Source organism: Salinicola sp. CPA57 (assembly GCF_003206035.1).
GTDB lineage: Bacteria > Pseudomonadota > Gammaproteobacteria > Pseudomonadales > Halomonadaceae > Salinicola > Salinicola socius.
This window is the reverse complement of the sequence record NZ_PZJR01000011.1, coordinates 246,152-267,982: the sequence shown is the minus strand read 5'-3', so window position 1 is coordinate 267,982 and position 21,831 is coordinate 246,152. Positions and strand designations below refer to the sequence as shown.

Annotated in this window: 22 protein-coding genes; 9 read left to right on the top strand and 13 right to left on the bottom strand. The window is 61.9% G+C overall.

The genetic code is table 11. The features are described 5' to 3' along the window. Positions 1 to 20 precede the first annotated feature (20 nt). The 3 genes from DOM36_RS13450 to DOM36_RS13440 all read right to left on the bottom strand — a co-directional run bounded on the left by DOM36_RS13450 (position 21) and on the right by DOM36_RS13440 (position 3,256). On the bottom strand, positions 21 to 1,283 hold the full coding sequence (locus tag DOM36_RS13450) for a dicarboxylate/amino acid:cation symporter (RefSeq protein WP_110643546.1): 1,263 nt from the start codon (positions 1,281 to 1,283) through the stop codon (positions 21 to 23). Positions 1,284 to 1,402: 119 nt separating this feature from the next. Further along, complete coding sequence (yghU, locus tag DOM36_RS13445; RefSeq protein ID WP_110643385.1) at positions 1,403 to 2,257, bottom strand: glutathione-dependent disulfide-bond oxidoreductase; 855 nt, start codon at positions 2,255 to 2,257, stop codon at positions 1,403 to 1,405. 387 nt (positions 2,258 to 2,644) lie between these two features. Further along, positions 2,645 to 3,256 carry an NAD(P)-dependent oxidoreductase gene (locus tag DOM36_RS13440; protein ID WP_110643384.1) on the bottom strand — a complete coding sequence of 204 codons (612 nt, stop codon included), beginning with the start codon at positions 3,254 to 3,256 and terminating at the stop codon, positions 2,645 to 2,647. Between the two features lie 157 nt (positions 3,257 to 3,413). Between DOM36_RS13440 and DOM36_RS13435 the strand changes: the two genes are divergently transcribed. Together DOM36_RS13435 and DOM36_RS13430 are read left to right on the top strand one after the other, a co-directional pair. Next, entirely contained in the window at positions 3,414 to 3,782 is a 369-nt protein-coding gene (locus tag DOM36_RS13435) for a helix-turn-helix domain-containing protein (protein WP_110643383.1), read from the top strand. Positions 3,783 to 4,046: 264 nt separating this feature from the next. Continuing rightward, positions 4,047 to 4,637, top strand: a complete 591-nt coding sequence (locus tag DOM36_RS13430; RefSeq protein WP_110643382.1) for an NAD(P)H-dependent oxidoreductase — start codon at positions 4,047 to 4,049, stop codon at positions 4,635 to 4,637. Between the two features lie 373 nt (positions 4,638 to 5,010). Here DOM36_RS13430 and DOM36_RS13425 read toward each other — a convergent pair whose 3' ends face one another. Continuing rightward, on the bottom strand, positions 5,011 to 5,973 hold the full coding sequence (locus DOM36_RS13425) for a LysR family transcriptional regulator (RefSeq protein ID WP_232823837.1): 963 nt from the start codon (positions 5,971 to 5,973) through the stop codon (positions 5,011 to 5,013). A gap of 101 nt (positions 5,974 to 6,074) precedes the next feature. On the opposite strand from DOM36_RS13425, the gene DOM36_RS13420 reads away from it, so the two are divergent. Next, positions 6,075 to 7,292 carry an MFS transporter gene (locus tag DOM36_RS13420; protein WP_110643380.1) on the top strand — a complete coding sequence of 406 codons (1,218 nt, stop codon included), beginning with the start codon at positions 6,075 to 6,077 and terminating at the stop codon, positions 7,290 to 7,292. Positions 7,293 to 7,332: 40 nt separating this feature from the next. On the opposite strand, the gene DOM36_RS13415 is transcribed toward DOM36_RS13420, so the two are convergent. Then, positions 7,333 to 8,073 carry an SDR family oxidoreductase gene (locus DOM36_RS13415; protein ID WP_110643379.1) on the bottom strand — a complete coding sequence of 247 codons (741 nt, stop codon included), beginning with the start codon at positions 8,071 to 8,073 and terminating at the stop codon, positions 7,333 to 7,335. Positions 8,074 to 8,240: 167 nt separating this feature from the next. On the opposite strand from DOM36_RS13415, the gene DOM36_RS13410 reads away from it, so the two are divergent. Further along, positions 8,241 to 9,203 (top strand): LysR family transcriptional regulator, encoded by a 963-nt coding sequence (locus DOM36_RS13410; protein ID WP_110643378.1) that lies wholly within the window; start codon positions 8,241 to 8,243, stop codon positions 9,201 to 9,203. Here DOM36_RS13410 and tmpT read toward each other — a convergent pair. Beyond that, on the bottom strand, positions 9,119 to 9,796 hold the full coding sequence (gene tmpT / locus DOM36_RS13405) for a thiopurine S-methyltransferase (RefSeq protein WP_110643377.1): 678 nt from the start codon (positions 9,794 to 9,796) through the stop codon (positions 9,119 to 9,121). The genes DOM36_RS13410 and tmpT overlap by 85 nt on opposite strands. Positions 9,797 to 10,465: 669 nt before the next feature. On the opposite strand from tmpT, the gene DOM36_RS13400 reads away from it, so the two are divergent. Beyond that, a complete protein-coding gene (locus tag DOM36_RS13400) occupies positions 10,466 to 11,341 on the top strand; it encodes a glycosyltransferase family A protein (RefSeq protein WP_110643376.1) in 876 nt (291 codons plus the stop codon). Between the two features lie 55 nt (positions 11,342 to 11,396). On the opposite strand, the gene DOM36_RS13395 is transcribed toward DOM36_RS13400, so the two are convergent. The 3 genes from DOM36_RS13395 to DOM36_RS13385 all read right to left on the bottom strand — a co-directional run bounded on the left by DOM36_RS13395 (position 11,397) and on the right by DOM36_RS13385 (position 13,806). Then, positions 11,397 to 13,100: a mechanosensitive ion channel domain-containing protein gene (locus DOM36_RS13395; protein WP_110643375.1), complete on the bottom strand. Its 1,704-nt coding sequence runs from the start codon at positions 13,098 to 13,100 to the stop codon at positions 11,397 to 11,399. A gap of 113 nt (positions 13,101 to 13,213) precedes the next feature. Continuing rightward, complete coding sequence (locus tag DOM36_RS13390) at positions 13,214 to 13,354, bottom strand: DUF2256 domain-containing protein (protein WP_110643374.1); 141 nt, start codon at positions 13,352 to 13,354, stop codon at positions 13,214 to 13,216. Between the two features lie 38 nt (positions 13,355 to 13,392). Beyond that, positions 13,393 to 13,806: a MerR family transcriptional regulator gene (locus tag DOM36_RS13385; protein WP_110643545.1), complete on the bottom strand. Its 414-nt coding sequence runs from the start codon at positions 13,804 to 13,806 to the stop codon at positions 13,393 to 13,395. 95 nt (positions 13,807 to 13,901) lie between these two features. Here DOM36_RS13385 and DOM36_RS13380 point away from each other — a divergent pair, with 95 nt between their 5' ends. Then, positions 13,902 to 14,855, top strand: coding sequence for an alpha/beta hydrolase (locus tag DOM36_RS13380; protein WP_110643373.1), 954 nt, complete (start codon positions 13,902 to 13,904; stop codon positions 14,853 to 14,855). Positions 14,856 to 15,000: 145 nt separating this feature from the next. On the opposite strand, the gene DOM36_RS13375 is transcribed toward DOM36_RS13380, so the two are convergent. After that, positions 15,001 to 15,378 carry an ester cyclase gene (locus DOM36_RS13375; protein ID WP_110643372.1) on the bottom strand — a complete coding sequence of 126 codons (378 nt, stop codon included), beginning with the start codon at positions 15,376 to 15,378 and terminating at the stop codon, positions 15,001 to 15,003. Next, positions 15,379 to 16,047 (bottom strand): TetR/AcrR family transcriptional regulator, encoded by a 669-nt coding sequence (locus tag DOM36_RS13370; RefSeq protein ID WP_198651283.1) that lies wholly within the window; start codon positions 16,045 to 16,047, stop codon positions 15,379 to 15,381. It abuts the gene before it with no gap. Between the two features lie 79 nt (positions 16,048 to 16,126). On the opposite strand from DOM36_RS13370, the gene DOM36_RS13365 reads away from it, so the two are divergent. The 3 genes from DOM36_RS13365 to DOM36_RS13355 all read left to right on the top strand — a co-directional run bounded on the left by DOM36_RS13365 (position 16,127) and on the right by DOM36_RS13355 (position 19,289). Continuing rightward, positions 16,127 to 17,134, top strand: a complete 1,008-nt coding sequence (locus DOM36_RS13365) for an NAD(P)-dependent oxidoreductase (protein ID WP_110643370.1) — start codon at positions 16,127 to 16,129, stop codon at positions 17,132 to 17,134. Positions 17,135 to 17,322: 188 nt separating this feature from the next. Then, positions 17,323 to 17,751: a DUF2231 domain-containing protein gene (locus DOM36_RS13360; protein ID WP_110643369.1), complete on the top strand. Its 429-nt coding sequence runs from the start codon at positions 17,323 to 17,325 to the stop codon at positions 17,749 to 17,751. Continuing rightward, positions 17,748 to 19,289 carry a sorbosone dehydrogenase family protein gene (locus DOM36_RS13355; RefSeq protein WP_232823835.1) on the top strand — a complete coding sequence of 514 codons (1,542 nt, stop codon included), beginning with the start codon at positions 17,748 to 17,750 and terminating at the stop codon, positions 19,287 to 19,289. Before DOM36_RS13360 ends, DOM36_RS13355 begins: the two co-directional genes overlap by 4 nt. A gap of 98 nt (positions 19,290 to 19,387) precedes the next feature. Here the strand turns inward: DOM36_RS13355 and DOM36_RS13350 are convergent, their stop codons facing one another. Together DOM36_RS13350 and DOM36_RS13345 are read right to left on the bottom strand one after the other, a co-directional pair. Further along, positions 19,388 to 21,115: a pyridoxamine 5'-phosphate oxidase family protein gene (locus DOM36_RS13350; protein WP_198651282.1), complete on the bottom strand. Its 1,728-nt coding sequence runs from the start codon at positions 21,113 to 21,115 to the stop codon at positions 19,388 to 19,390. Between the two features lie 28 nt (positions 21,116 to 21,143). After that, entirely contained in the window at positions 21,144 to 21,797 is a 654-nt protein-coding gene (locus tag DOM36_RS13345; protein ID WP_110643368.1) for a glutathione S-transferase, read from the bottom strand. Positions 21,798 to 21,831: the final 34 nt, after the last annotated feature.

Below are 21,831 nucleotides of genomic sequence, written 5' to 3'. Positions count from 1 at the left end.
GAGATTTCCTGGAATCGAGATCAAGCCTTCGTGGCTTCCGTATGTTGCGCATCCGCCCGCTTGTCCTCGCAGCGGGCGATGATGGCGGTACCGGTCAGATCGCCGGTCACATTGAGCGCGGTGCAACCCATGCCGACCAGCGCATCGATCGAGGTCAACAGCGCCACGGTCTCGATCGGCAGCCCGACCTGGGCGAAGACCGTCGCGATCATCACGATACCGGCGCCGGGTACGCCCGCGGTGCCGATGGAGGTCAGTGTGCCGATCAGCACGATCTCGACCATGGTCATGAAGTCCAGCGGGATGCCGGCAACGTTGGCGGCAAAAACAGCCGAGATCGCGATCCGGATCGCCGCACCATCCATGTTGATGGTCGCGCCCAGCGGCAGGCTGAAGCCGTACAGACTCTGCGAAATGCCGAGCCGCTGCGCCGCGTTCAACGTCAGTGGTAGCGTGCCGGTACTGCTCTGGGTCGCGAAGGCCGTGGCCATTGGCGTGCGTGCCTCGCGGAAGAAGGCCTTCAAGCGCACGCCGAATGTCGTCATCAGCACGCAGTAGAGGAAGAGATGCACCGCCAGCGCGACATAAAGAACGATAACCATACTGCCGAGCGAGAGAATCGTATCCATGCCCTGCCTGGCGACGGTGCCGGTCACGATCGCGAATACCCCGATCGGCACGTACTGGAGCACGCCCGCCATCACTTTCATGGTCACCGCGTTGAGCGCTTCGATGACCTCGTAGAGCTTTTCGCCCAGCCCGTTATCAAGTGCGCGCTGCCCCTCGCCGTGACGCATCTTCAGCAGCGCAATGCCGAACACGAAGGCGGTAAAGATGATTCCCAGCAGGTTGGGCTCGGCGAGCGCCGCGACGATGTTATCCGGGACGATACTCAACAGCACGCTGACGAGGCCCGGATTGTCCGGCACCTCGACACTGGCGCCGTCGCCCAGGGTCATGCCACTGCCCGGGGAGAACAGCGACGCCACCGCCAGCCCGACCACGATCGCCATGGCCGACGTCGCCACGTAATAGACGAATACCTTGCCGCCGATCCGGCCCATGCGGCCAAGATCGGCCTGATTGATGCCTACGATCAGCGTAAACAGCACGATCGGTACGATCAGAAACTGCAGCAGTCGCAGCAGCAGATCGCCGAATGGCGCCAGCCACGCGGCGACCGTCTCTCCCCCGATCAGCCCCACCGCCACGCCGAGAACCAGCGCGATGGTGACACGGAGGATCAACGAGGATTCGAGATAGCCTCGAAACAGAGTTTTCATGAACATGCCTATGAAGGAGCTGCTGGATAACCCCGCGAAGTCGACGCGGTGTCGATGTCACGTAGCGTAACGCAAAAAGCCCGGCGTGATAGCCGGGCTGGGGATACCGGACCCGCGTATCAGCCGCCGATCTTGTCCTGGGTCTTCGTTTCGAAGTCGCTTGCCTCGTGGCGCTCGTGGAGCTGCGATTCCGGCTCACCGAAGGTGCGATTGACCATGCGGCCACGCTGCACGGCAGGCCGGGCATCGATCTCCTTGGCCCAGCGCTGGACGTTCTCGTAGCTCTCCACGTCCAGAAACTCCGCTGCATCGTAGAGCCGCCCCAGCGCCAGTTGACCGTACCAGGACCAGGTGGCGATATCGGCGATGGTGTACTCGTCACCGGCCAGATAGCGCGACTCGGCCAGGCGACGGTCGAGGACGTCGAGCTGACGCTTGGCTTCCATGGTGAAGCGATCGATGGCGTATTCGATCTTCTCCGGTGCATAGGCATAGAAGTGGCCGAAACCGCCACCGAGATACGGCGCGCTGCCCATCTGCCAGAACAGCCAGTTCATCGTCTCGACACGCTGGGCCGGATCGCTCGGCAGGAAGGCGCCGAACTTCTCCGCCAGATGCAGCAGGATCGAGCCGGACTCGAATACGCGAATCGGCTTGTCGCCACTACGATCCATCAGCGCCGGGATCTTGGAGTTCGGGTTGACCTCGACGAAGCCGCTGCCGAACTGATCGCCATCGCCGATCTTGATCAGCCAGGCGTCATACTCGGCGTCCTTGCCCAGTGCCAGCAACTCCTCGAGCATCACGGTGACCTTGACGCCGTTGGGCGTCGCCAGCGAGTAGAGCTGGAACGGATGTTCGCCGATCGGCAGCGCCTTGTCGTGGGTCGGGCCGGCGACCGGACGGTTGATGCTGGCGAACTTGCCGCCGCTCTCTTTCGGTTCCCAGACCTTGGGTGGGGTGTAATCGCTCATCACAACTCCGTGACAGGAAGTGGCTGCGACGATGCCGTCCATCCGGCATCGCCATCGTGTGAGGAAAACATAGCGTGTTAAAGGTTGCTCGGCGAGCTGCAATCGATCTGCCCCTACCAGGAAAGCGTCGAGCCTTCCGATGGGTGGCAGTGACCTCCCAGCCCTGACCCAGCAGGCGTTTGACGAGTCCCAGCCCGATACCACGCGAGGCACCGGCGATCAGCGCATGCCGGCGGATTCGATCTACCTCGATCGCCATCGTTCATGGCTCCGTTGCTATCCTTGAACGTGCGAGCCTTGCAGTGGCGCGCTGAAACGTCAACGCGCCGGCGTATGCCGGCGCGTTGGCGAATGCAATCAGGCTTGCCACGATCCAACCAATTACGCTCAATAGCCGACGGTGAAGCGCTCGCGAAGGTGGCGTGGCGTTTCAAGTTCATCGACCAGCGCGAGGGCGTAGTCCTCGAACGAGATGCTGGAGCCCTGATCGTTGGATAGCAGCGTGTCCTTGCCGATGCGAAATTGCCCCGTACGCTCGCCGGGTAGGAACATTGCGGAAGGCGACAGAAAGGTCCAGTCCAGGTCTTCGACCTGCTTGAGTCGATCCAGAAATTCCGCACCTCCAGTCGCTTCCTCCCGGTAGGCAGCGGGGAAATCATGCTGGTCGATCAGACGCTGACCGGGTGCGACCTCAAGGCTGCCCGCCCCGCCAACCACCAGATAGCGCTTGACGCCGGCATCGCGAACGGCCCCCACAAGGGCATCAAAATCGCTGGCGACAAAATGCACGGCACTGATGACCGCATCGTGACCGCGGAGCTGTTGTGACAACGCCTGGCGGTCGAACAGGTCAGCGGATTTCGCGGTCACGCCGTCGAGCGCCGGGATTTTGCCGGCATCGCGCGCTATCGCAGTGATGCGGTGACCGCGATCCGACAACTCTTTCAGAATACGAGAACCGGCGTTGCCGGACGCACCAATCAACGCAACAGTTGCCATGATCGACCTCCTGAGTCTCATTTTTTGCCTTGGTCTTTTCATTAGACCATTGAGTGAAATTATGAGACTTTTCTCCCAACCGCAAGAAGGCAGTTGGACCTGACCCGGTCACTGCCAGATGACCTTTGGCTAAACATCGCGACTCGAGAAACTTCAGATGTCTTCACTGCGTGACGCTCACGACTTCGAACAGCCCTGTCCGGTTCGCGACGTTCTGGATCGTATCGGTGATCAATGGAGCCTGCTTGTCCTCAGCACGCTGGAATCCGGCACATTTCGCTTCAATACCCTGCTGCGCGAGATTGGTGATATCTCCAAGCAAATGCTTTCTCGAACCCTGAAACAGCTCGAGCAGGACGGCTTCGTGACGCGCACGGTGTATGCCGAAGTTCCCCCCCGGGTGGAATATACCCTGACCGATCTGGGTCGCTCCTTTCTGCAGCCGATGCAGCACCTGGTGGCGTGGGCCGACGAGAACCACAGGACCATTGTCGACGCGCGCGCACACTATCGGGCGAGTCGCTGAGCGCATCGAAACATCGGCGCGCCAGCGAGCCAGCGTTTTGAACCCTGCGGACGAGACCAGGGCGCTGGTCGACCACCTCAGCGAGCGGATGACGAGGCGAATCGCGAGATCCGCGCTCGGGCGAGCCGAAGGCCGCGCCGGCGGCTATGCTGTGGCCAATGCCAGTCTCTTCACTTCGTCGGCGGTTCGTGGCGGGCGTCGAGAGACAGCGGTTATCGACAGACCCTCCCGGTTTGACTCATTGCTTTGATTCAGGAGCTTCCCATGGCCGATCGCATTCTGGTTCTCTACGGTTCCTACCGATCCGACCGCGCAGGCATCCGCCTGGCAGACTATGCCGTGCGCACGCTCAACGCCCGCGGCGCCGATGCCGAACTGATCGATGCCATGCAGATCGATCTGCCGATGCTCGATCGCATGTACAAGGAGTATCCCGAGGGCGAGGCGCCGGAGGCGATGGAAACTCTGGCCGGCAAGATTCGCGACGCGGACGGTTTCGTCTTCGTCACCGGCGAATACAACTGGGGCATGCAGCCCGGGCTCAAGAACCTGACCGATCACTTTCTGGAAGAATGGTTCTGGCGGCCGGCCGGCATCGTCAGCTATTCGGCCGGACGCCTCGGCGGCGCCCACGCCAATCTCGCCTGGCACGGCACGCTGGCCGAGATGGGCATGGTCGTCATCTCCAGCACGGTCACGGTCGGTCAGATCGGCAGAACGCTGGACGAGCAAGGTGCGCCGCTCGGCGATGCCGGCGCCTCCTTCGAACGCGCTTTCGATCGCTTTGCCGATGACCTCTCATGGTGGACCGAGGCGGGCAAACGCCAGCGCGCTCATCGCGCCCCGCCCTTTTAGGCCGGCCGTTCTCGCCACCCCGCTGGGGCCGCCCGTCATGCTGACGAATCCACACCCATTGGCAGACAGGCCGAGCAGGGATCTCGGTCCGGCATCAACTTTCAGGACAAGGCGTCTTCGCTGTTGATGATCATCCCCCGACCAAGGTCAGTCGCGCCCTGTCACCGAGAACCCCGCGCGCGATGAGCGACGCGCGTCTTTTCCGCTCGCTGCGGGTCTACAACTATCGATTCGGGGCACCCCGCCCGGCGCGCCGATCGTCGGCTGGGTGGGCGATCATGCCGGGTCGCGCGGGGCGATGATGGTGGCCGCCGGCGTGATCGCGGCGGCGGTTGCGGTGCGATTGATCTTGCAGGAGCGTCGCGGTCAGGTTTCAGCGGGTTGACGGCAGAGTCTTCCTGCGCATCGTCATGCCCGACATGCCGGGGGCCTGCGCGCGGACCAGATCGATGAATCGTCGCAGCCGCGGCGGGTAATCGTCGGCATAGGGATAGACCAGGTAGACCGGTAGCGGCGAGGCACACCAGCTCGGCACCAGCTGGACCAGGCGCCCGGCCTCCAGATCCTCGGCGACCCGCCAGGCGGACACGATGGCGACGCCGAAGCCGGAGACGGCAAGCTGACGAATGGCCGCCAGATTGTCGCTACTCACCCGAGGCGCGATAGCGAAGTGGTGTTCGCGACCATCGCCGGCGTGAATCAGCGAAACACGGTCGCGATAGAAGGTGCGCAGCGCCAGCCACGGCAGCGTGGCCACCGCCTCGATATCGTCGATCTCGATGCCGGCGATCACTGCCGGCGCCGCCACCACGATACGCGGCACCTCCGCCACGGGCACGGCGACGACCGCAGGGTCTTCCACCTTGCCGACTCGGATCGCGCAGTCGATGCCCTCTGCGATGAAATCCGGGTAACGGTCGTGCAGCAGCCACTCGACGCTGACTTCCGGGCATTCCCGAAGATAGAATTCCAGCAATTCCAGCAGTTGATCCTGGCCGAAGGCATGCGGCACTAGCACGCGCAGCCTGCCACGCGGCGTTTCGGTCAGCCCCTGCAGATCCTGAGCCATCGAGGCCCAGCGTTCGCAGACCCCCTGCGCATGGCGAAAGCAGCGCTCGCCGTCATCGGTCAGGCTGAGACGATGGGTCGAGCGTTGCACCAGACGCAGTCCCAGCAGGCTTTCCAGTGCCTTGAGGCGACGGCTGACCGTGGGCTGGCTCACCCCCACGCGCTGAGCCGCGGCCGACAGGCTGCCGGTCTCGACGATACGCATGAAGGTCTGCAGCAATTCGAGGCGATCGGGGGAACCAAACCGGGACTCATCCATGCGATTCATTCGCTCCGCGTATAACCGTTGTTCGAATCACGCTACTACACGCAATGTTCATACACCATCAGAATGCGCTGCACCTCCCGTCCGGCCTCAGGAACATCGTCATGCCTCTTACTTTCCAGGATCCGACAGCGTCATCCGCGCTTCCTCGACGACTGATCATCCTGCTGGCGACCAGCGCCGGGCTCAGCGTGGCATCGCTCTACTACGTGCAGCCGCTGCTCGGCATTCTGGCCGCGGATATCGATATCGACGCGCGCACGGCCGGCCTGATCCCCACGCTGACCCAACTGGGCTACGCGCTGGGCATTCTGCTGTTGATCCCGCTGGGCGACCGAATGGATAGGCGCCTGTTGATCGTGATCAAGGCGGTTTTACTGGCAATTGCGCTGCTGGCCACCGCGCTGGCACCGTCGATCGCGACCCTCCTGCTGGCGAGCCTGGCCGTGGGCCTGACCGCCACCATCGCTCAGGACATCGTCCCGGCCGCCGCCATGCTGGCCGCCGATCGGGAGCGCGGCAAGGTCGTCGGAACGGTGATGACCGGCCTGCTGCTGGGCATTCTGCTGTCACGTGTCGTCAGCGGCGTGGTGGCCGAAGCGTTCGGCTGGCGCGCGATGTTCTTCATCGCCACGGGGTTGATCGTGCTGATCAGCGCGCCTTTATGGCGGGGCCTGCCCCGCTTCGAGCCGACCTCCAACCTGGGCTACCGCGCCCTGCTGACGACGCTCTACCATCTGTGGCGCGACCAGCCTGAGCTACGCCGAGCCGCCACGGCGCAGGCGCTGCTCTCGGTCGCCTTCAGCGCGTTCTGGTCGACCCTCTCGATTCATCTGCTAGAGCGCTACCAGCTTGGAAGTGCGGTTTCCGGCGCGTTCGGGCTGGCCGGTGCCGCCGGTGCGCTCGCCGCTCCCCTTGCCGGCCGCATGGCGGATCGCAGCGGCCCGCATCAGGTCACGCGAATCGGTAGTGCGATCGTGCTGCTTTCGTTCGTGGCGATGGCGGCCGAACCCTGGCTCCCCGCGCCGCTGGCTCTGGGGCTGATCGTGATGGGTGCGCTGGGCTTCGATTTCGGCATACAGGCCACCCTCGTCTCCCACCAGACGCTGATCTACGGGCTCGACCCCGCCGCCCGCAGTCGTCTCAATGCCGTGATGTTCACGCTGGTATTCATCGGCATGGCGGTAGGATCCGCGCTGGGCAGTCTGCTGCTCGGTGTATGGGGCTGGCCAGGCGTTATCGCGCTGGCCACGGTATCGGCACTGGGCGCCTTGCTGATCCGCCTGCTCGATCGAACGCCGATGCCGGCCGCTCAGCATTGAGCCAGGGCAATAAAACGCCGCCGGTTGCTGTCTCGAGGCGTCACACCATGCCGCCGTTGGCGCGCAGGATCTGGCCATTGATCCAGCGGCCCTGCGGCCCGGCCAGAAACGACACCACACCGGCGATCTCGTCCGGCTGACCCAAACGTTCGAACGGCGCCATGCTGGCGATCGTCTGAACCTGCTCCTCGCTCTTGCCCTCGAAGAACAGCTCGGTCCCCACCGGTCCCGGTGCCACGGCATTGACTGAGATATTGCGACCTCTCAGCTCATTGGCCAACACCCTGACCAGGCCTTCGACGCCGGCCTTGCTGGCGATATAGGCACCGTAGCCCGGGAACGACTTGCCCAGCACCGAAGAGGAAAACGCAATGATCCGACCGCCGTCGCTCAATATCTCGGCGGCTTTCGCCATCACCAGCCAACTGCCCCGCAGGTTGGTTGCAAGCGTCCGGTCGAGAATCTCGACGTTGTCGCTGGTGAGCTTCGCCATCTGCATCATGCCGGCGTTGTTGACCACCACGTCGATCCGACCGAATGCCGCCAGCGTCTGTTCGAACAACTGCGTGACGGCGCTCGTCTCGGCGATATCAGCCTGGACCGCCAAAGCGCGGCCACCCTCGATTTCGATATCGGCAACGACCTGCTCGGCGAGCGTCTTGTTGCCGGCGTAATTGACCACCACGGCGAACCCATCGGCGGCCAGCTGCAGCGCGATAGCACGGCCGATGCCCCGAGAGGCGCCGGTGACCAGGGCGACTTTCTGTACGGTATTCGTCATCAATCGACTCCTATTGCTTTCCGGTAGACAGTGATTTCAGGAACATACTTGGCAACCGCGCTTTGCGGGCGAACAGGCCAAGCGAACCAAAGCCAGTATTGGTGTTTCTTTGAAATGAATAAATCGACTAATCTGCCAATACTATTCAGCACAGGCCAATAATCTCGATGGACAGATTCGAGGCGATGACGCTCTTCGTGCGCATCGTGGAAAGCGGCAGTTTCACCCGAGCGGCCAACGCGCTGGATATTCCCCGCGCGACCGCCACGCTGACGATCCAGCAGCTCGAAGCTCGGCTCGGCGTGCGATTGCTGGAGCGCACCACGCGTCAGGTGCGTCCGACACCGGACGGCGAGGCCTTTCACGAACGCTGCGTTCATCTGCTGGCGGAACTCGAGGATGCCGAGGCCATTCTTCAGCCGGTCGCGGACAATCCACGGGGTGTGCTGCGCGTCGAACTGCATGGCACTCACGCCAGCCGAATCGTGCTGCCACGGCTCGAAGCCTTCCATGCACGCTACCCGGCGCTGGAGCTGGTCATCACCACGGGAGACCGGCGCGTCGACCTCGTTGGCGAAGGTATCGATTGCGCAGTACGCAGTGGTGAACCCGAGGATTCCAGCCTGGTCGCCCGGCGACTGGCAACGCTGGAGCAGGTCATCTGCGCGAGCCCGGCCTATCTGGAACGCATGGGAACGCCCAGCACACCCGACATGCTCCGCCACCATCACGGGATTCACTTCGTCTCCGGGTCCAACGCGCCGGACAGGACGCTCGACCTGATCGTCGACGGCAAGACACGCGCCTTCACTACCGGGGGCTGGCTGACCGTCAACGATGCGGAAAGCTACGTGACGAGCGCCCTGGAAGGCTTCGGGCTGATCCAGCTGCCCCATTTCAGACTGGCATCGCATCTGGCCAGGGGTGAACTGGTGGAAATCCTGTCCGGGTGGAAAAAACCGACGCTACCGCTTTACGCGGTCTATCCGCAGCGACGACAGCTCTCGCCTCGGGTTCGCGTGTTCCTGGAGTGGCTGACGACGATCTACGGCGCATGCTTTGGCGACAGCGACCAGGCGACTTCGACGAACCGAGACACACCGGCCTCGCGGAAGTTGAGCGACGACTGAAGCACATCCTTGCGCGATCGCTCGGTGAGCTCGTAACGCCCGGCGTAGTGAGCCGCCACCTCTTCCGGCAGTACCGGAAATGGCGGACCGTCCTTCTCGGCGGCATCGTATTCGAAGGTGATCAGCAGCTGCGGTGCGGCAAGGGTCAGGGCCAGTATCTGCTCGGCGTAGATGGGTCGCATGGCCGGCGGCAGCGCCACCAGCGCGGCGCGATCATAAACCAGATCGATCGGGCCCAGATCCTGCGCCGTCAACTGGAAGATATCACCCTGAAAGATCGTCAGGCCTCCGGCCTGCCAGCGTTGGCCGCCAACCCATTCATCGATCACGGGCTCCGCCATGCCTTGGTCATTGATCAGGCTCTCGAACAGCTGAGCCACCGCGATCTCGCTCAGCTCCGCGCCAATGACTCGATAGCCCTGCGCCAGCAGCCAGCCGATATCCATCGTCTTGCCGCAGAGCGGTAGAAAGATCCGCGCGTCGGCATCGAGTTCGAAACTCGCCAAATTGCGCTTGAGAATGGGATGAACGAAAGGGAGATGAAAACCCAGTTGCTCGCTCTCCCACCGCGCCTGCCAGAAATCGTGTTCCATAAGGCCGTCTTCCTCTCCAATCGAATCTTGAGCTTAACCGCTTTTGCCCAAGCTGGCTGCTCGACCTGGGCAGGGTATTTCGAACCGAGAACTCGATTTATGTCGTCGAAGCGACGAATAGCATTCGGCTCACCACTGGGATATGCGAAGTAGCCCAGGACGTTTCATTGACCGAGTCGAGAAACGATGAGGCTCGGCGCGTATCGAGCCCCAAATCTGTCTGCAAGTACCGAAGCCATGCTATCGCTCTTTCCGTTTTCTCAACGCAAAGAGCGATAGGCATGGAAAAATCTCATCCAAAATAGATGCATAGGAGTATATGGCGAAAAACTTACAAACCTAATTAAAGTTTACCTCTGTCGGGTCGATGACTAGCACCGGCCCCAGCCTTCGCTGGGAGCGGAATCGTCAAGGAATCTCCGATGGGACAGGAAGCGTCCACCTGACATCGGCCAGGAACACAGTTCGACGCACTCTTCGCCTTTGCAGTTTGCGAAGTCTAAGACTTCTAGATTGCACACTGCACTTACAATTAGTTGCAAATTAAGAAGCGCCCGCGGAAGGGATTCTTTTAAGCCAATGTTTATACTATGAAAATAGAGTTGGCATGCTTTTTGATTGTAGGGAAGAGTAAATAATTTTCCCTTTATTTCAGCAAAAGTGAATGCCATGAATCTGCCTACCTTCTCCATCGTACTGCCCGTTTACAATGCCGAACGTTGTGTCGGTGACGCCATTCAGTCGGTTCTTGATCAGACGTTTCAGGATTTTGAATTGATCATCGTTGACGATGGATCTGTCGATCGCACCCTGGAGGTGTGTCGCGCGTTTCGTGATGAGCGCATTCGTATCGTGACTCAGCAAAATCGCGGGGCGGCCGATGCTCGCAACAGTGGTGTCGCGGTGGCGCGAGGTGAACATATTGCATTTATCGACTCCGATGACCGTTGGGGGCCGACTCAACTGGGCCTCCATTTGATCGACCTCCTCGTCGATGATGGCTTCGATGTGACTTATTCGGGATCGCCATGGGGTGATGCAGCCAATGCCGTCACGCCGCTTCGCGACCGGCACCAGAGCGACACCGACATGAAGCTTTCGAGCCTGAATCGTTCGAGCCTGAATCGCTCGAAACTGACTCGTTCGATAATGCTCATAGGAGCCGCGCTGGCAGCCGTCACGCTCACCGGCTGTGCCAACACGCGCCCCCCGGGCCTGGGTACTACGCTGGATGCCGCCACGACCGCTTACGCGCTGGACCACGGCTACAGCGAGGCCAATCCGCTCCTATCTTCTATCGGCGATCCGTACCTCACGGCGCTGGCGGCTGTGGGCGTGAAGCAAGGCATCAAGTACTCACTCCACGAGTACGGCGGATTGAGTGAAGACTGCGCCCACTACGGCGTGGAGACCGCCGGCATGGCCGCGGGCGGCTGGAATTTGGCCGTGCTGGCGGGCGCCGCGACAGGGCCGGGGCTGATCGTCGGCCTGCTGTTCGGCGCCGGCTACTGGATGTGGGCCGATGGCGAGGAAGCTTGCCGGTAACGTCAGTGTCTGGCGCCCGGCCCAGAACCCGAGCGCCAGCGCGATCAATCCGCGGTCACTGGGTGACGTCATCGTCACCGGCAGTGGTGTGGCCGCGGGCGATGTCCCGATGACTGATCACGACGACCTCCCTCGGCCACCATTCGGGATGCTCGTCGCGAATGAATGCCAACAGCTTTTCTCTGACACTCACCTCGGCGGCCCACCCCGATAATGGATCGATCGTCATCAGATAGCAGGTGACCGTCTGCGCCGGGCCATTCTGATCGGTGACACAGCAGAGCAGCTTGTGATGCTCGATGACGTTCTCCTCGGCCTTGGCGAATTCGAGGAACTTTTCCCTCACCAGCGAGATATCGGCGCTCAGGTGCAGCGTCAGCACCAGGCTCCGATACTCCTTCGTGCTCTTGGCGGAGAGATTCTCGAACGCCTTCGATGCAAAATAGGTGACCGGAACGATGAGGCGCCGTTCGTTCCAGAGTCGCAGCCGGATATAGGTATAGAAGATCCCCTCGACATAAGCCCACTGCCCCTCGAACGCCACCAGATCGCCGACCCGTATCGGCTTCGCCAGCGACAGCTGGAACGACGACAGGATGTTGCCGAGCACCGCCTGCCCCGCCACGCCCACCAGAACCGCCAATACGCTGGCCGAGGCCAGAATCGACAATCCTAGCGTCTCGAATAGCTGGATCTGGCCCAGCACGTAGATCGTGACCGCCGTCACCATGATCAGAATGATGATCCGACGCACCGCGTACAGCGTGGTCAGCAGCTTGCGCTCGTCCTTGGGTTTGGAGTCGTCGATCTGCCCGGCGAGGCGGCGAGTCATCTTCAGCATCATGGTATCGACCAGACGCAGTGCAACGGCGCCGGCGCCCCAGGCCAGAATGGCGATCAGCACGACTCGCAGCGTGATGGTTGCCGCCGCCGAAAAGGAAACGACGTAATCGAGTAGCGCCTGGGTCAACAGCGACATCACGATGAGTGCCACGGGGCCGCGAATCTGCTTGGCAAAAATGCTCGGCGAACCGGACGGCAGCCAGCGTGTCACCAACTCGACCAGTCGATAGACGCCCTTGCCAACGAGTGCGACGCCCAGCAGCACCAGCGGAATGGCGATCCATTCCCAGATCCTGAGCACCCCGAAGGAGCCCTTGAGGCTTTCCGGTATGTGTCGCTCGAATTCTGTTGGGCCGTACTCCCGATAGAGTGCCGGAATCGCGGCCACGCTCTCCGGCATGATCAGCCAGACCGGCTCCTCGTTCCCCAGCTGGTATCGCCCCAGCCGGATGTCATAGGCGTTACCGTCGGCCTCGAGGGAAGCCAGCTCGATATCCCGACGCGGCTTACCGGCCTGAGGACTCTCTCCCGTCGGATCTTCGATGGCAGCGTCCTGGCGCCCGGAAAGGCTGGAGATCCGTATCGATTTGCCCCGCTGGAATATCTCGGAGAGCTGCCGGGCCAGTTCGGCACCCCGTTCGCGCTGCGCCGCCGGTGTCAGGTCGGCGAGGTTGAGGATATGCGCCGCCGCCTCGAAATTCCCGCTATCGGTGAGATCCCGGAAGGTTCGCATCGATTCCCGAGGCGTTCTGAGCTTGACGGAGCCCGGCGCCTTCCCCAGTCCGGTGTTGAGCGAATCGAGGGCGTACCAGTCCTGCGCGGTCCCCTCGTCCTGCGACTGCGCCAGACACACGCTGGAGACCAGCAGTATCACGACAGCCAGCATCCATCGTTGCCACGAGCCGATTCTTTTCATCCGTGCGTCACCGCTCTAGTGAGTCATCCGTGTAGTCCATCCGGCGGATCATCCCGACTTCTCCGGAGCGCGTCCATCACGTGGATCAACCACCCAAGGCCCGTCCGTGCGGGTCAGTCTCGCCCCTGGCGCCGACATCGCTCCGAGCAGTAGACGACATTCTCCCACTCCCGCGCCCACTTCTTGCGCCAGGCGAACGGCCGCTGACAGACGGGACATATCTTGGTGGGGAGGTTGGATTTTCGCGGGGGCATGAATCGCTGCCGGTTCTCGACTGGATAAGGTCAGGCACTCACATCGTCCAAGGCGCGCCGGCCATCGGCGATGTCGTGGGTTCAACGTCTTTCAGCAGTGACTTCAACAGCGCTCGCCGTCGCTCGAGGTCTGCCATCTGGCTGTCGATCATTGCCAGGCGCTGGCGATGCGCAGCGACGGTTTCAGGGCATGGGACCGCGCCATCCAACATCAGCATGCACTCGGGGAAGGTTCGAATCTCCACTAGGCTGAAGCCTGCGGAAATAAAGCGCTGGATCTGAATCACGCGTGTCACGGCGGCTTCCGGAAACCACCGGTAGCCGTTGTCCGCTCGCCTGGACGCGAGAAGCCCCTCGTTCTCGTAGTGTCGTAGCGCCCGTCGACTGACGCCGGTTCGCTCGGAAAGCTCGCCGATGGAGATCGTCGCGGGAGGGCTTTTTTTGTGGCTCATAACGCTCATGGGGGGAGCCTATCTCTTTTTTCTTGACCTTGACGCTAGTGTAAGCCCGGAAGCTTCGCCTGGTAACCTCAATCAAGGAAAGACACATGCTTTCAATATCTCCGCCGCGAAGCTTCGCATCACTCGTGCTTGCAACGCTTTGGCTGGCCGTTTCAACGGCAGCCCTGGCCGAAACGCAGAATCATGCCGTCAATACCAATGTCGTCAATAACAATGTTGTTAATACTAATGTCGTCAAGGCACCGGACGGCGTGGATCTGGCAGTCCAGGAAACCGGCAATCCCGACGGCACGCCGATCATCTTTATCCATGGGCTATTGGGGAGCCACCTGAATTGGGAGAAGCAGCTGGAAGATCCCACCCTGCAGCAGCATCGCCTGATCACCTACGACCTCCGGGGTCACGGCCAGTCCGGCAAGCCAACCGAGGCTAGCGCTTACACCGAAGGACGCCGCTGGGCCGACGATCTCGCGGCCATCATTCAAGCTCGCGATATCCACAAGCCCGTGTTGGTCGGCTGGTCCCTGGGCGGCGCCGTGATGACCAACTACCTCGCGGCCTATGGCGATGGCGATATCACCGGCGCGGTCTATGTCGATGGGGTCGTCGAACTCAAGCCGGATCAAATCCAGTCGCATCCGGACGTCTATCGGGACATGGTTTCCACCGATCTGAAGGCCCATCTCGATGCCGAACGCACCTTCCTGGGTCTCTGCTTCCATCAACAGCCTGATCAGGTGACCTTCGAACGCCTGCTGGCCAACGCCGCGATGGCCTCCTGGGACATGCAGCGCTCGGTACAGTCGATGACGATCCCCGCCGCCGAAGGCCTGGGCAATGCCACGGTACCTCTGCTTTTCATCTCGGGCGCACAAGACGCGTTACTCAAACCAGAAGCGACGATCGCGAGAGCCAGAAGTTTCAATCCGAGTATCGACAGCAAGCTATATGCCGATTCCGGTCATGCGCCGTTTCTGGAAGAGTCCAAACGCTTCAATCGCGATCTATTGACGTTCGTGGAGCGCGTTACACCACCCTGAATTCGCCCCGAGCAGCTTCCAGAAGCCAGAGTCATCCATCAACAGGCGGGCCGTTCCAGACGGCCCGTTGCAGTGCTGCTGCGGAAGTTCTTATCGCCTACGGAGAGCAAGTGCGTCACTCACCCTCCCAAAGGCACCGACAAACTTACAACTGTCGTTCGATCTCAGCCTTATCGATGATCGACCAGACCTCCTGGATTCGACCTTCCGAGAATCGGTAGAAAACATTCTCGTGAAACACCACAAATCGCCCATTGATCGGCAGCCCCAAAAATTTGGCTTTCGGATGACAGTCGAAACGCAGCCTGCTGCCAACGGTCGAAGAATCGGATATCAGCCGTTCGACGGAGAAGCGCAGGTCGGGTATGTCGCGATAGTTGCCGGCCAGCATTGCGCGATACCCGCGGATGCCAATCATCGAACCGTTGTGAATGACGGTATCGCTGACGAACTCGTCGAGACCATCGAGATCACGGGCGTTCAGACACGCGATATAGGCTTCATAGCGCGGCTTTAGATCCATTCACGCCTCCTCGTCTGATCGACATGAAAAGGAGTTTCGCAACCCGCCCCGAATCAGCGATGCGAAAGTCTCTGCGGCTTCGGCCTCACCGCAATTGCCGCGCACCATCACGGCTGACAAGGCTTCACCGGCGCCGATCAGACCGATGCAGCGCCGCTCCAGCTCGGCCTGCTGGAGATCGACATGCGGTTTCAGCACGGCGGCGAACAGCCGAACGTAACCATCGAGCAGCTCCTGATAAACCGTCTCTTTCTCCTCGCTCCCCGCCAGCGCCGCGCCGATTGCGTGCCATTCGCCAGTGGTATCGGCGTAGCAGTGAATGTAGGCCGAGGCGAGAGCGGTGATGGTCTCCTCGATGCCGCGCTCGCCAGTGGTCAGTGCTTCCTTGAGCGCCGCTGCCTGTGCCTGGTCGAGCGACTTGTAGAGTTCGATGAGTAACGTCGAACGCGTACCGAAATGGTCGTAGGCGACCGGTTTGGAGATCCCGGCGCGCGCCGCCAGGCGCCCCAGCGTCAACCGATCGGCGCCCTCATCCCGAACGATCGTCAACGCCGTATCCAGCAATTGATGTCGCCGCTGAACTCGGGAAAGCCGGCGAGACAAAGGCTTTACCGTCTCCTCCAGGGGATTTCCCTTTTTTTCCTCGTTTACCAATCGATCACTCCTCATTGATAACCTACCAAAAGTAGATTATCGTTTTTAAAACCTACTATTGGTAGGTTTTATCACGCACTCAGGAGAATTCGCAATGACACTCGATCCCATTCTGCTCATTGGCGGGGCCGGCATCGTCGGTCGCCAGACGGCTGAATTCCTGCGTTCCACCCATCCAGACGCTCCCCTATTGATCGGCGGGCGTAACGTTGAAAAAGCGAGAGAGGCGGCAGCCAGTATCGGCAATGCCGAGGGCGTGAAGATCGACCTCGCCGCAGCCGATCTGGGCCTTGGTAAGCGGCCAGTCAGCGCGGTCGCGATCTATTTCACCGATACGACGACCGCCGCGCTCCGTTTCGCCCAACGCCAGCGTGTACCGTACATCAGTATTTCGCCAGCGCTCCACGAAGTCGGACCGGAAGTCGCAGCGTACATGCATCAACCAACGGCTGCGCCGGTCGTTCTTGGCACCGAATGGCTGGTCGGAGCGACAACGATTCCGACGCTCGAATTCGTCAGGTCGTTCAAGCGAGTCGATACCATTCGTTTGGGGGCGGTTCTCGGCGAGCAGGACGCCACCGGACCTGCCGGGTTCGACGATCTCGAGCGCCAGACGCAGACGCTCCCCGCCATTCAAGCACGTCGCGATGGCATCTGGATCTGGCGTCAAGGTGACGATCTCAAAGCCGAGCTGCAAACCCTAGACGGGACGATGCTGCCCGCCATGGCGCTCTCGCCCCACGATGTCGTCGCGCTCGCAACGGAGACCAGCGCATCCAACGTCGAGTTCAATTTGGCAGTCAGGCAGGACGCGGATCACTCCCATGGCGAGCCGATGTCGGCCGAGATTTTGATCGAGCTCCACGGCATCGATATCGCTGGCCAGCCGCTGCGCACGCGTCACGCGGTCGTTCATCCCGACGGGCAGATGCCACTGACTGGGTTGGGTGTCGCGCTGTTGATCGAACGGCTACTCGGTTTCGATGGAAAGCCGGCAACGCCCCCTGGACTCTACTTTCCTTATCAATTGCTCGAACCTGAGGGATATCTCGCTCGCTTCAAGCAGGCAGGAGGAAAGATCATGGCGCTCGAGCCGTCGTGACGAGGTCAAAAACAGAGGATGACACGCGCCAAGCTATTGTCTGGGTGAAGACTCCCCGCGTCGACTAGACTCCAGCCACACGAACGAAATATCAGCATCAGGATGAATGTTTCGCATCGGGGTCTATTCTGATCGGGAAATATCGTGATGTGAGAGACGTTCTGGCTTACCCGCAAAAGGAGCTTGCCATGATTGCCACTGCAGAACGCCCGGTTCAGACCGGGCCAAATCCACTTCATGGAATGTTGCTTGCCGGCGCCTTCCCCCTCTTCCTGGGTGCCGCGCTAAGCGACTACATGTATTCAACGAGCTTTGAAATACTGTGGAGCACTTTTTCCTCCTGGCTGATTGCCGGCGGCCTGGTGTTCTGCGGCTTTGCGATGATCTGCGCTCTCATCGGGATCTTTCGCCCTGCCGGTAGTCGTGGTCTGTCCATCCTCTACTTCGTGCTGTTGCTGGTGACCTGGGTTCTCGGCTTCATCAATGCGTTGGTCCATGCCAGAGATGCCTGGGCGATGATGCCGACGGGCCTGACTCTGTCGATCGTCGTCGCGGTGCTCTCGTTGGTCGCGATCTGGATCGGATTCACCAGCCGCAAGACCGGAGGTCTTTCATGAAATACGCACGCCCTTTCGCCCGCCTGCGTTACGCCGCTCCACTTTCGATCCTGCTGCTGGCCGGTGGCGCCAATGCCGCCGATGTCGATCCACAGTATGGCGCCAATCCAGAGCTGCCCGATCCTCAACGCGGCCTGCTACCCAACATGGGCGTACCGGAACAGGCACCTTGGAATGACGAGCTTCCCACGGTCCCGGATGGCTATAGCATCAAGGCCATTGCCACCGACCTCAAGATCCCGCGTCAGACGCTGGTGCTGCCGAATGGCGATATTCTGGTTGCCGAAGGCAGCGGCGGCCATGCCCCGAAACTCAAGCCGAAGGATTTCATCGCCGGCGTGATCAAGGCGAAGGGCAAGACCTCGGTCAAGGGCGGCAACCGCCTGACGCTGCTGCGCGACAGCGACGGTGACGGCACCTACGAAGAGCAGACGGTTTTCGCCGAAAACCTCGACGCGCCTTATGGCCTCGCGCTGGTCGGCAACGATCTCTACGTCGCCAACCAGGATGCCCTGGTGCGGTTCGACTACCAGCAAGGCCAGACTGAAGCCAGCGGTGACCCCGAGGTGGTGACGCCGCTTCCCGCCAGGATCAATCATCACTGGACCAAGTCGCTGGCGGCGAGCCCGGACGGCCAGCACTTGTATGTCGGTATCGGCTCCAACAGCAACATCACCGAGCGCGGCATGGAAGCGGAAGTCGACCGCGCCGAAATCTGGGAGATCGATCCGGAGACCGGCGCGCACCGCGCCTACGCCACCGGCGTGCGCAACCCCACCGCACTGACCTTCCAGCCGGATACGGACGAGCTGTGGGCGGTCGCCAACGAGCGAGACGAACTCGGCCCGCATCTGGTGCCGGACTATCTGACCTCGATTCAGGAAGGCGGCTTCTACGGCTGGCCGTACAGCTATTGGGGTCAGAACGTCGACCCTAGGGTGAAGCCGGAGAACCCGGAGCTGGTGAAATCGGCAATCGCGCCGGATTACAGCCTGAGCTCCCACCGCGCACCGCTCGGTGTCGACTTCTCCAACCCGGCCGTAGGGGGACAGTTCGCGGATGGCGCCTTTGTCGGCGAGCACGGCAGTTGGAACCGCGCCGATCCCGTCGGTTACAAGGTCGTGTTCGTACCGTTCCAGAACGGCGAACCTGCCGGAGACCCCATCGACTTCGTTTCCGGCTTTCTCACCGATGATGGCCGGACGCGTGGCCGCCCGGTCGGCGTGACCGTCGCCCCGGATGGCTCGGTGATCATTGCCGACGATCTGACCAACGCGGTGTGGCGCGTGACGCGGGACGGCGCCAGCGCGGAGCAGGATAGCGGCACTAGCCAATCCGCCGCCGCCGGGGATGGCGCGGCCGTGCCCGCGAATGAATCCACGATGGCTGAAGAGGGTTCTGCCGCAGCCGCGGATGACGCCACCATGTCCGGAGACGAGTCTGGTACGGCGATGGAATCCGACACGAGCGGTGAACAAGCCACCGCGCCGGACGACGGATCGGCCACGTCCGAAGGCGAGGCCAGCAACTCTCCCTGAATGTCATCGTCTCACGATCGCCTGACGCAGTGATGCTGTCGCGCAATACCCCAAGGGCGTTTCCCCCTTGGGGTATTTTTTGATCCCTACGATCCGTTTCACCCCGCCGGGCCGAACGTTTCGAATCCGATCCGCTCCGCATCGACACCACGATCTTCCAGCCCGGCGCTGAGCTCGGCGAGAAACCGGGCCGGACCGCAGAGCAGATAGCTCGCCTCCCGCCCGGCGCCGAGCCCGAGAAGGTCATCGGCCGTGATCCGTCCCTTGACGTCGTAGTCGATACCCGGCCTGTCGCTCGAACGCGGGGCACTGTAGAAAATGCGTTGCGCCACGCTGCCGGACTGGGCTAGCAGCGCCTCGACCTCGGCCCGGAAAGCGTGTGTCCCGCCGTGGCGCGTGGCGTGGACGAACCAGACCGGACGTTGATCGTTGTCCGCTTCCGCCACGACCGCGTGCAGCATCGCGAGCATCGGCGTGATACCCACGCCGGCGCTGACCAGCACCAGTGGCCCGTGCCGAGGAGGCACGACGAATTCGCCCGCGGGCGAGCGCGCCGCGATCCTGTCGCCGATACCGATCCGGTCATGCAGAAAGCGCGACACGACGCCCCGATCTTCCCGCTTGACGCTAAGCCGATATGTCCCCGCGAATGGCGATCCCGAGAGCGAGTAGCTGCGACCGACCCGCGCCGGGCGGTTCGCAATGGACTGATGCGGTATTTCCAGCTCGACCGCCAGATGCTGACCGGCCTCGAAGGGCGGAAGCGCGCGACCTCCGGCATCGGCCAGATAGAAGGAGGTGATCTGGTCGCTTTCGATCACCTTGTCGACGACTTCCAGTCGCAATGGTGCCTCGTCTTCGCGATGCCATCTCAGGGCCAGTGCCGCCGGGCGGTCCACGACCTGCTCGACGGTCACCTCGATCCATCGCTTCGCGTTCGGGTCGAGGATCTCAACTCGACGCTCCTGCGGCGCCCAGTCGATGCGGGCCCGGCCGGTGATCTGCAGCATGCCGCCGCTCTCGAAGTCGACGAACAGCAGCCCCACGCGCGGGTCCTGGATCAGATTGCCGATCGTGTTGAAGAAGTTGTTGCCGGCGTAGTCCGGGATCTGCAGCGTTCCGTTCTCGGTCACCCGCACGAAGCCGGGATCGCCGCCCCGGTGAGAGGCGTCGTAACCTCGGCTCATGCTTGTCTCGCTGCCCGGTTCTCCGCCCGATTCGCCGCCGGGGGCAGAACTGAAGCCGGAGCCGATAAAGAAGGTATCGGCCGCGACGATCCGAGCCCGCTGCTCAGCCGCCAGTCGATCCGATACGGTCGCACGGGTGTCGATCGCCGGACCGACCCACCGCCATTCGCGCTCGCGAATGTACTGCGGGCAATTGCCGAAACTCTGTCGCACCTCGATGACGAAGGCATCGCCAGCGGGTCTGATCACCCCATTGACACGGTTTCGCCGCCGCGTCGCCAGTTCGATGCCGAGCAGACCCACATCGGTTCCGGCGCCGAACGTCGACGCCAGCGGATCTTGAGCACCGAGTTTCGCCGCGACCGTCAGCTGGCGCGGATCGGGTGCGGCGATGAATCCCTGTTTCCCTTCCAGCAACGTGACCCAGGGACGCCCGGTTTCGTCGCCGGCTGCGAGGACCACGAAAGGCAGGCTGCTGAAAAACTCACGATGCTGCGCGGGCATGTGATCGCGGATGAAACGACCTGCCGAGCTGGCGATACTGGCCACCCCGGCGCGCCGCTGCGCCTCGAGTTCGCCTTCGTGGAACGGCGGATTTTGGACAGTCGTCTCTTGGGAAGGCATCGTTTCGTGTGTCATGACCGACCTCCGTTCGAACCTTTTCGACTCAGGCGAGTGCCGGCGAGCGGGCCATGCCGATGAAGCGTGGCAGTGACTCGAGACGCGCGAGCCAGGCCCGGACGTGCGGATAGTCGGCGAGACCGACGCCACCTTCCGGCGCATGGGCGATATAGCTGTAGCCCGCGATGTCGGCCAGCGTCGGCCTGTCGGCTGCCAGCCAGTCGCGACCGTCGAGATGGGCGTCCATCATCACGAAAAGCTTATGCGCCTTCGCCTTGGCGCCCTCGTGATCGAGCGGGGCGTCGAATACGGTGACGAGACGCGCGGCACAGGGGCCAGCGGCGATCTCGCCCGCCGCGATGGAAAGCCAGCGCTGAACTCGAGCCTTCTCGATCGGATCGGTGCCGATCCAGAGAGCAGGATCGCCGTAGCGCTCGACCAGATAGACGAGGATGGCGTTCGAATCCGAAAGCGCAATGCCATTGTCATCGATCGCCGGCACCTGCCCCAGCGGGCTGATCTTCAAGTAGTCAGGCTCGTGATGGGCGCCGTTGGCCATGTCGAGATCGACGTTTTCGTAGGGGATCTTCAACAGCGCGAGCATGAGCTCGACGCGGTGGCAGTGGCCGGACTTGGGGTTGCGATAGAGTTTTACGGGCTGATCGGTGAGGGCGTTGGTTTCAAGGTCGGCGCTCGACATGACAGGCTCCTTCATCCCATGGATGGGTGGGGTT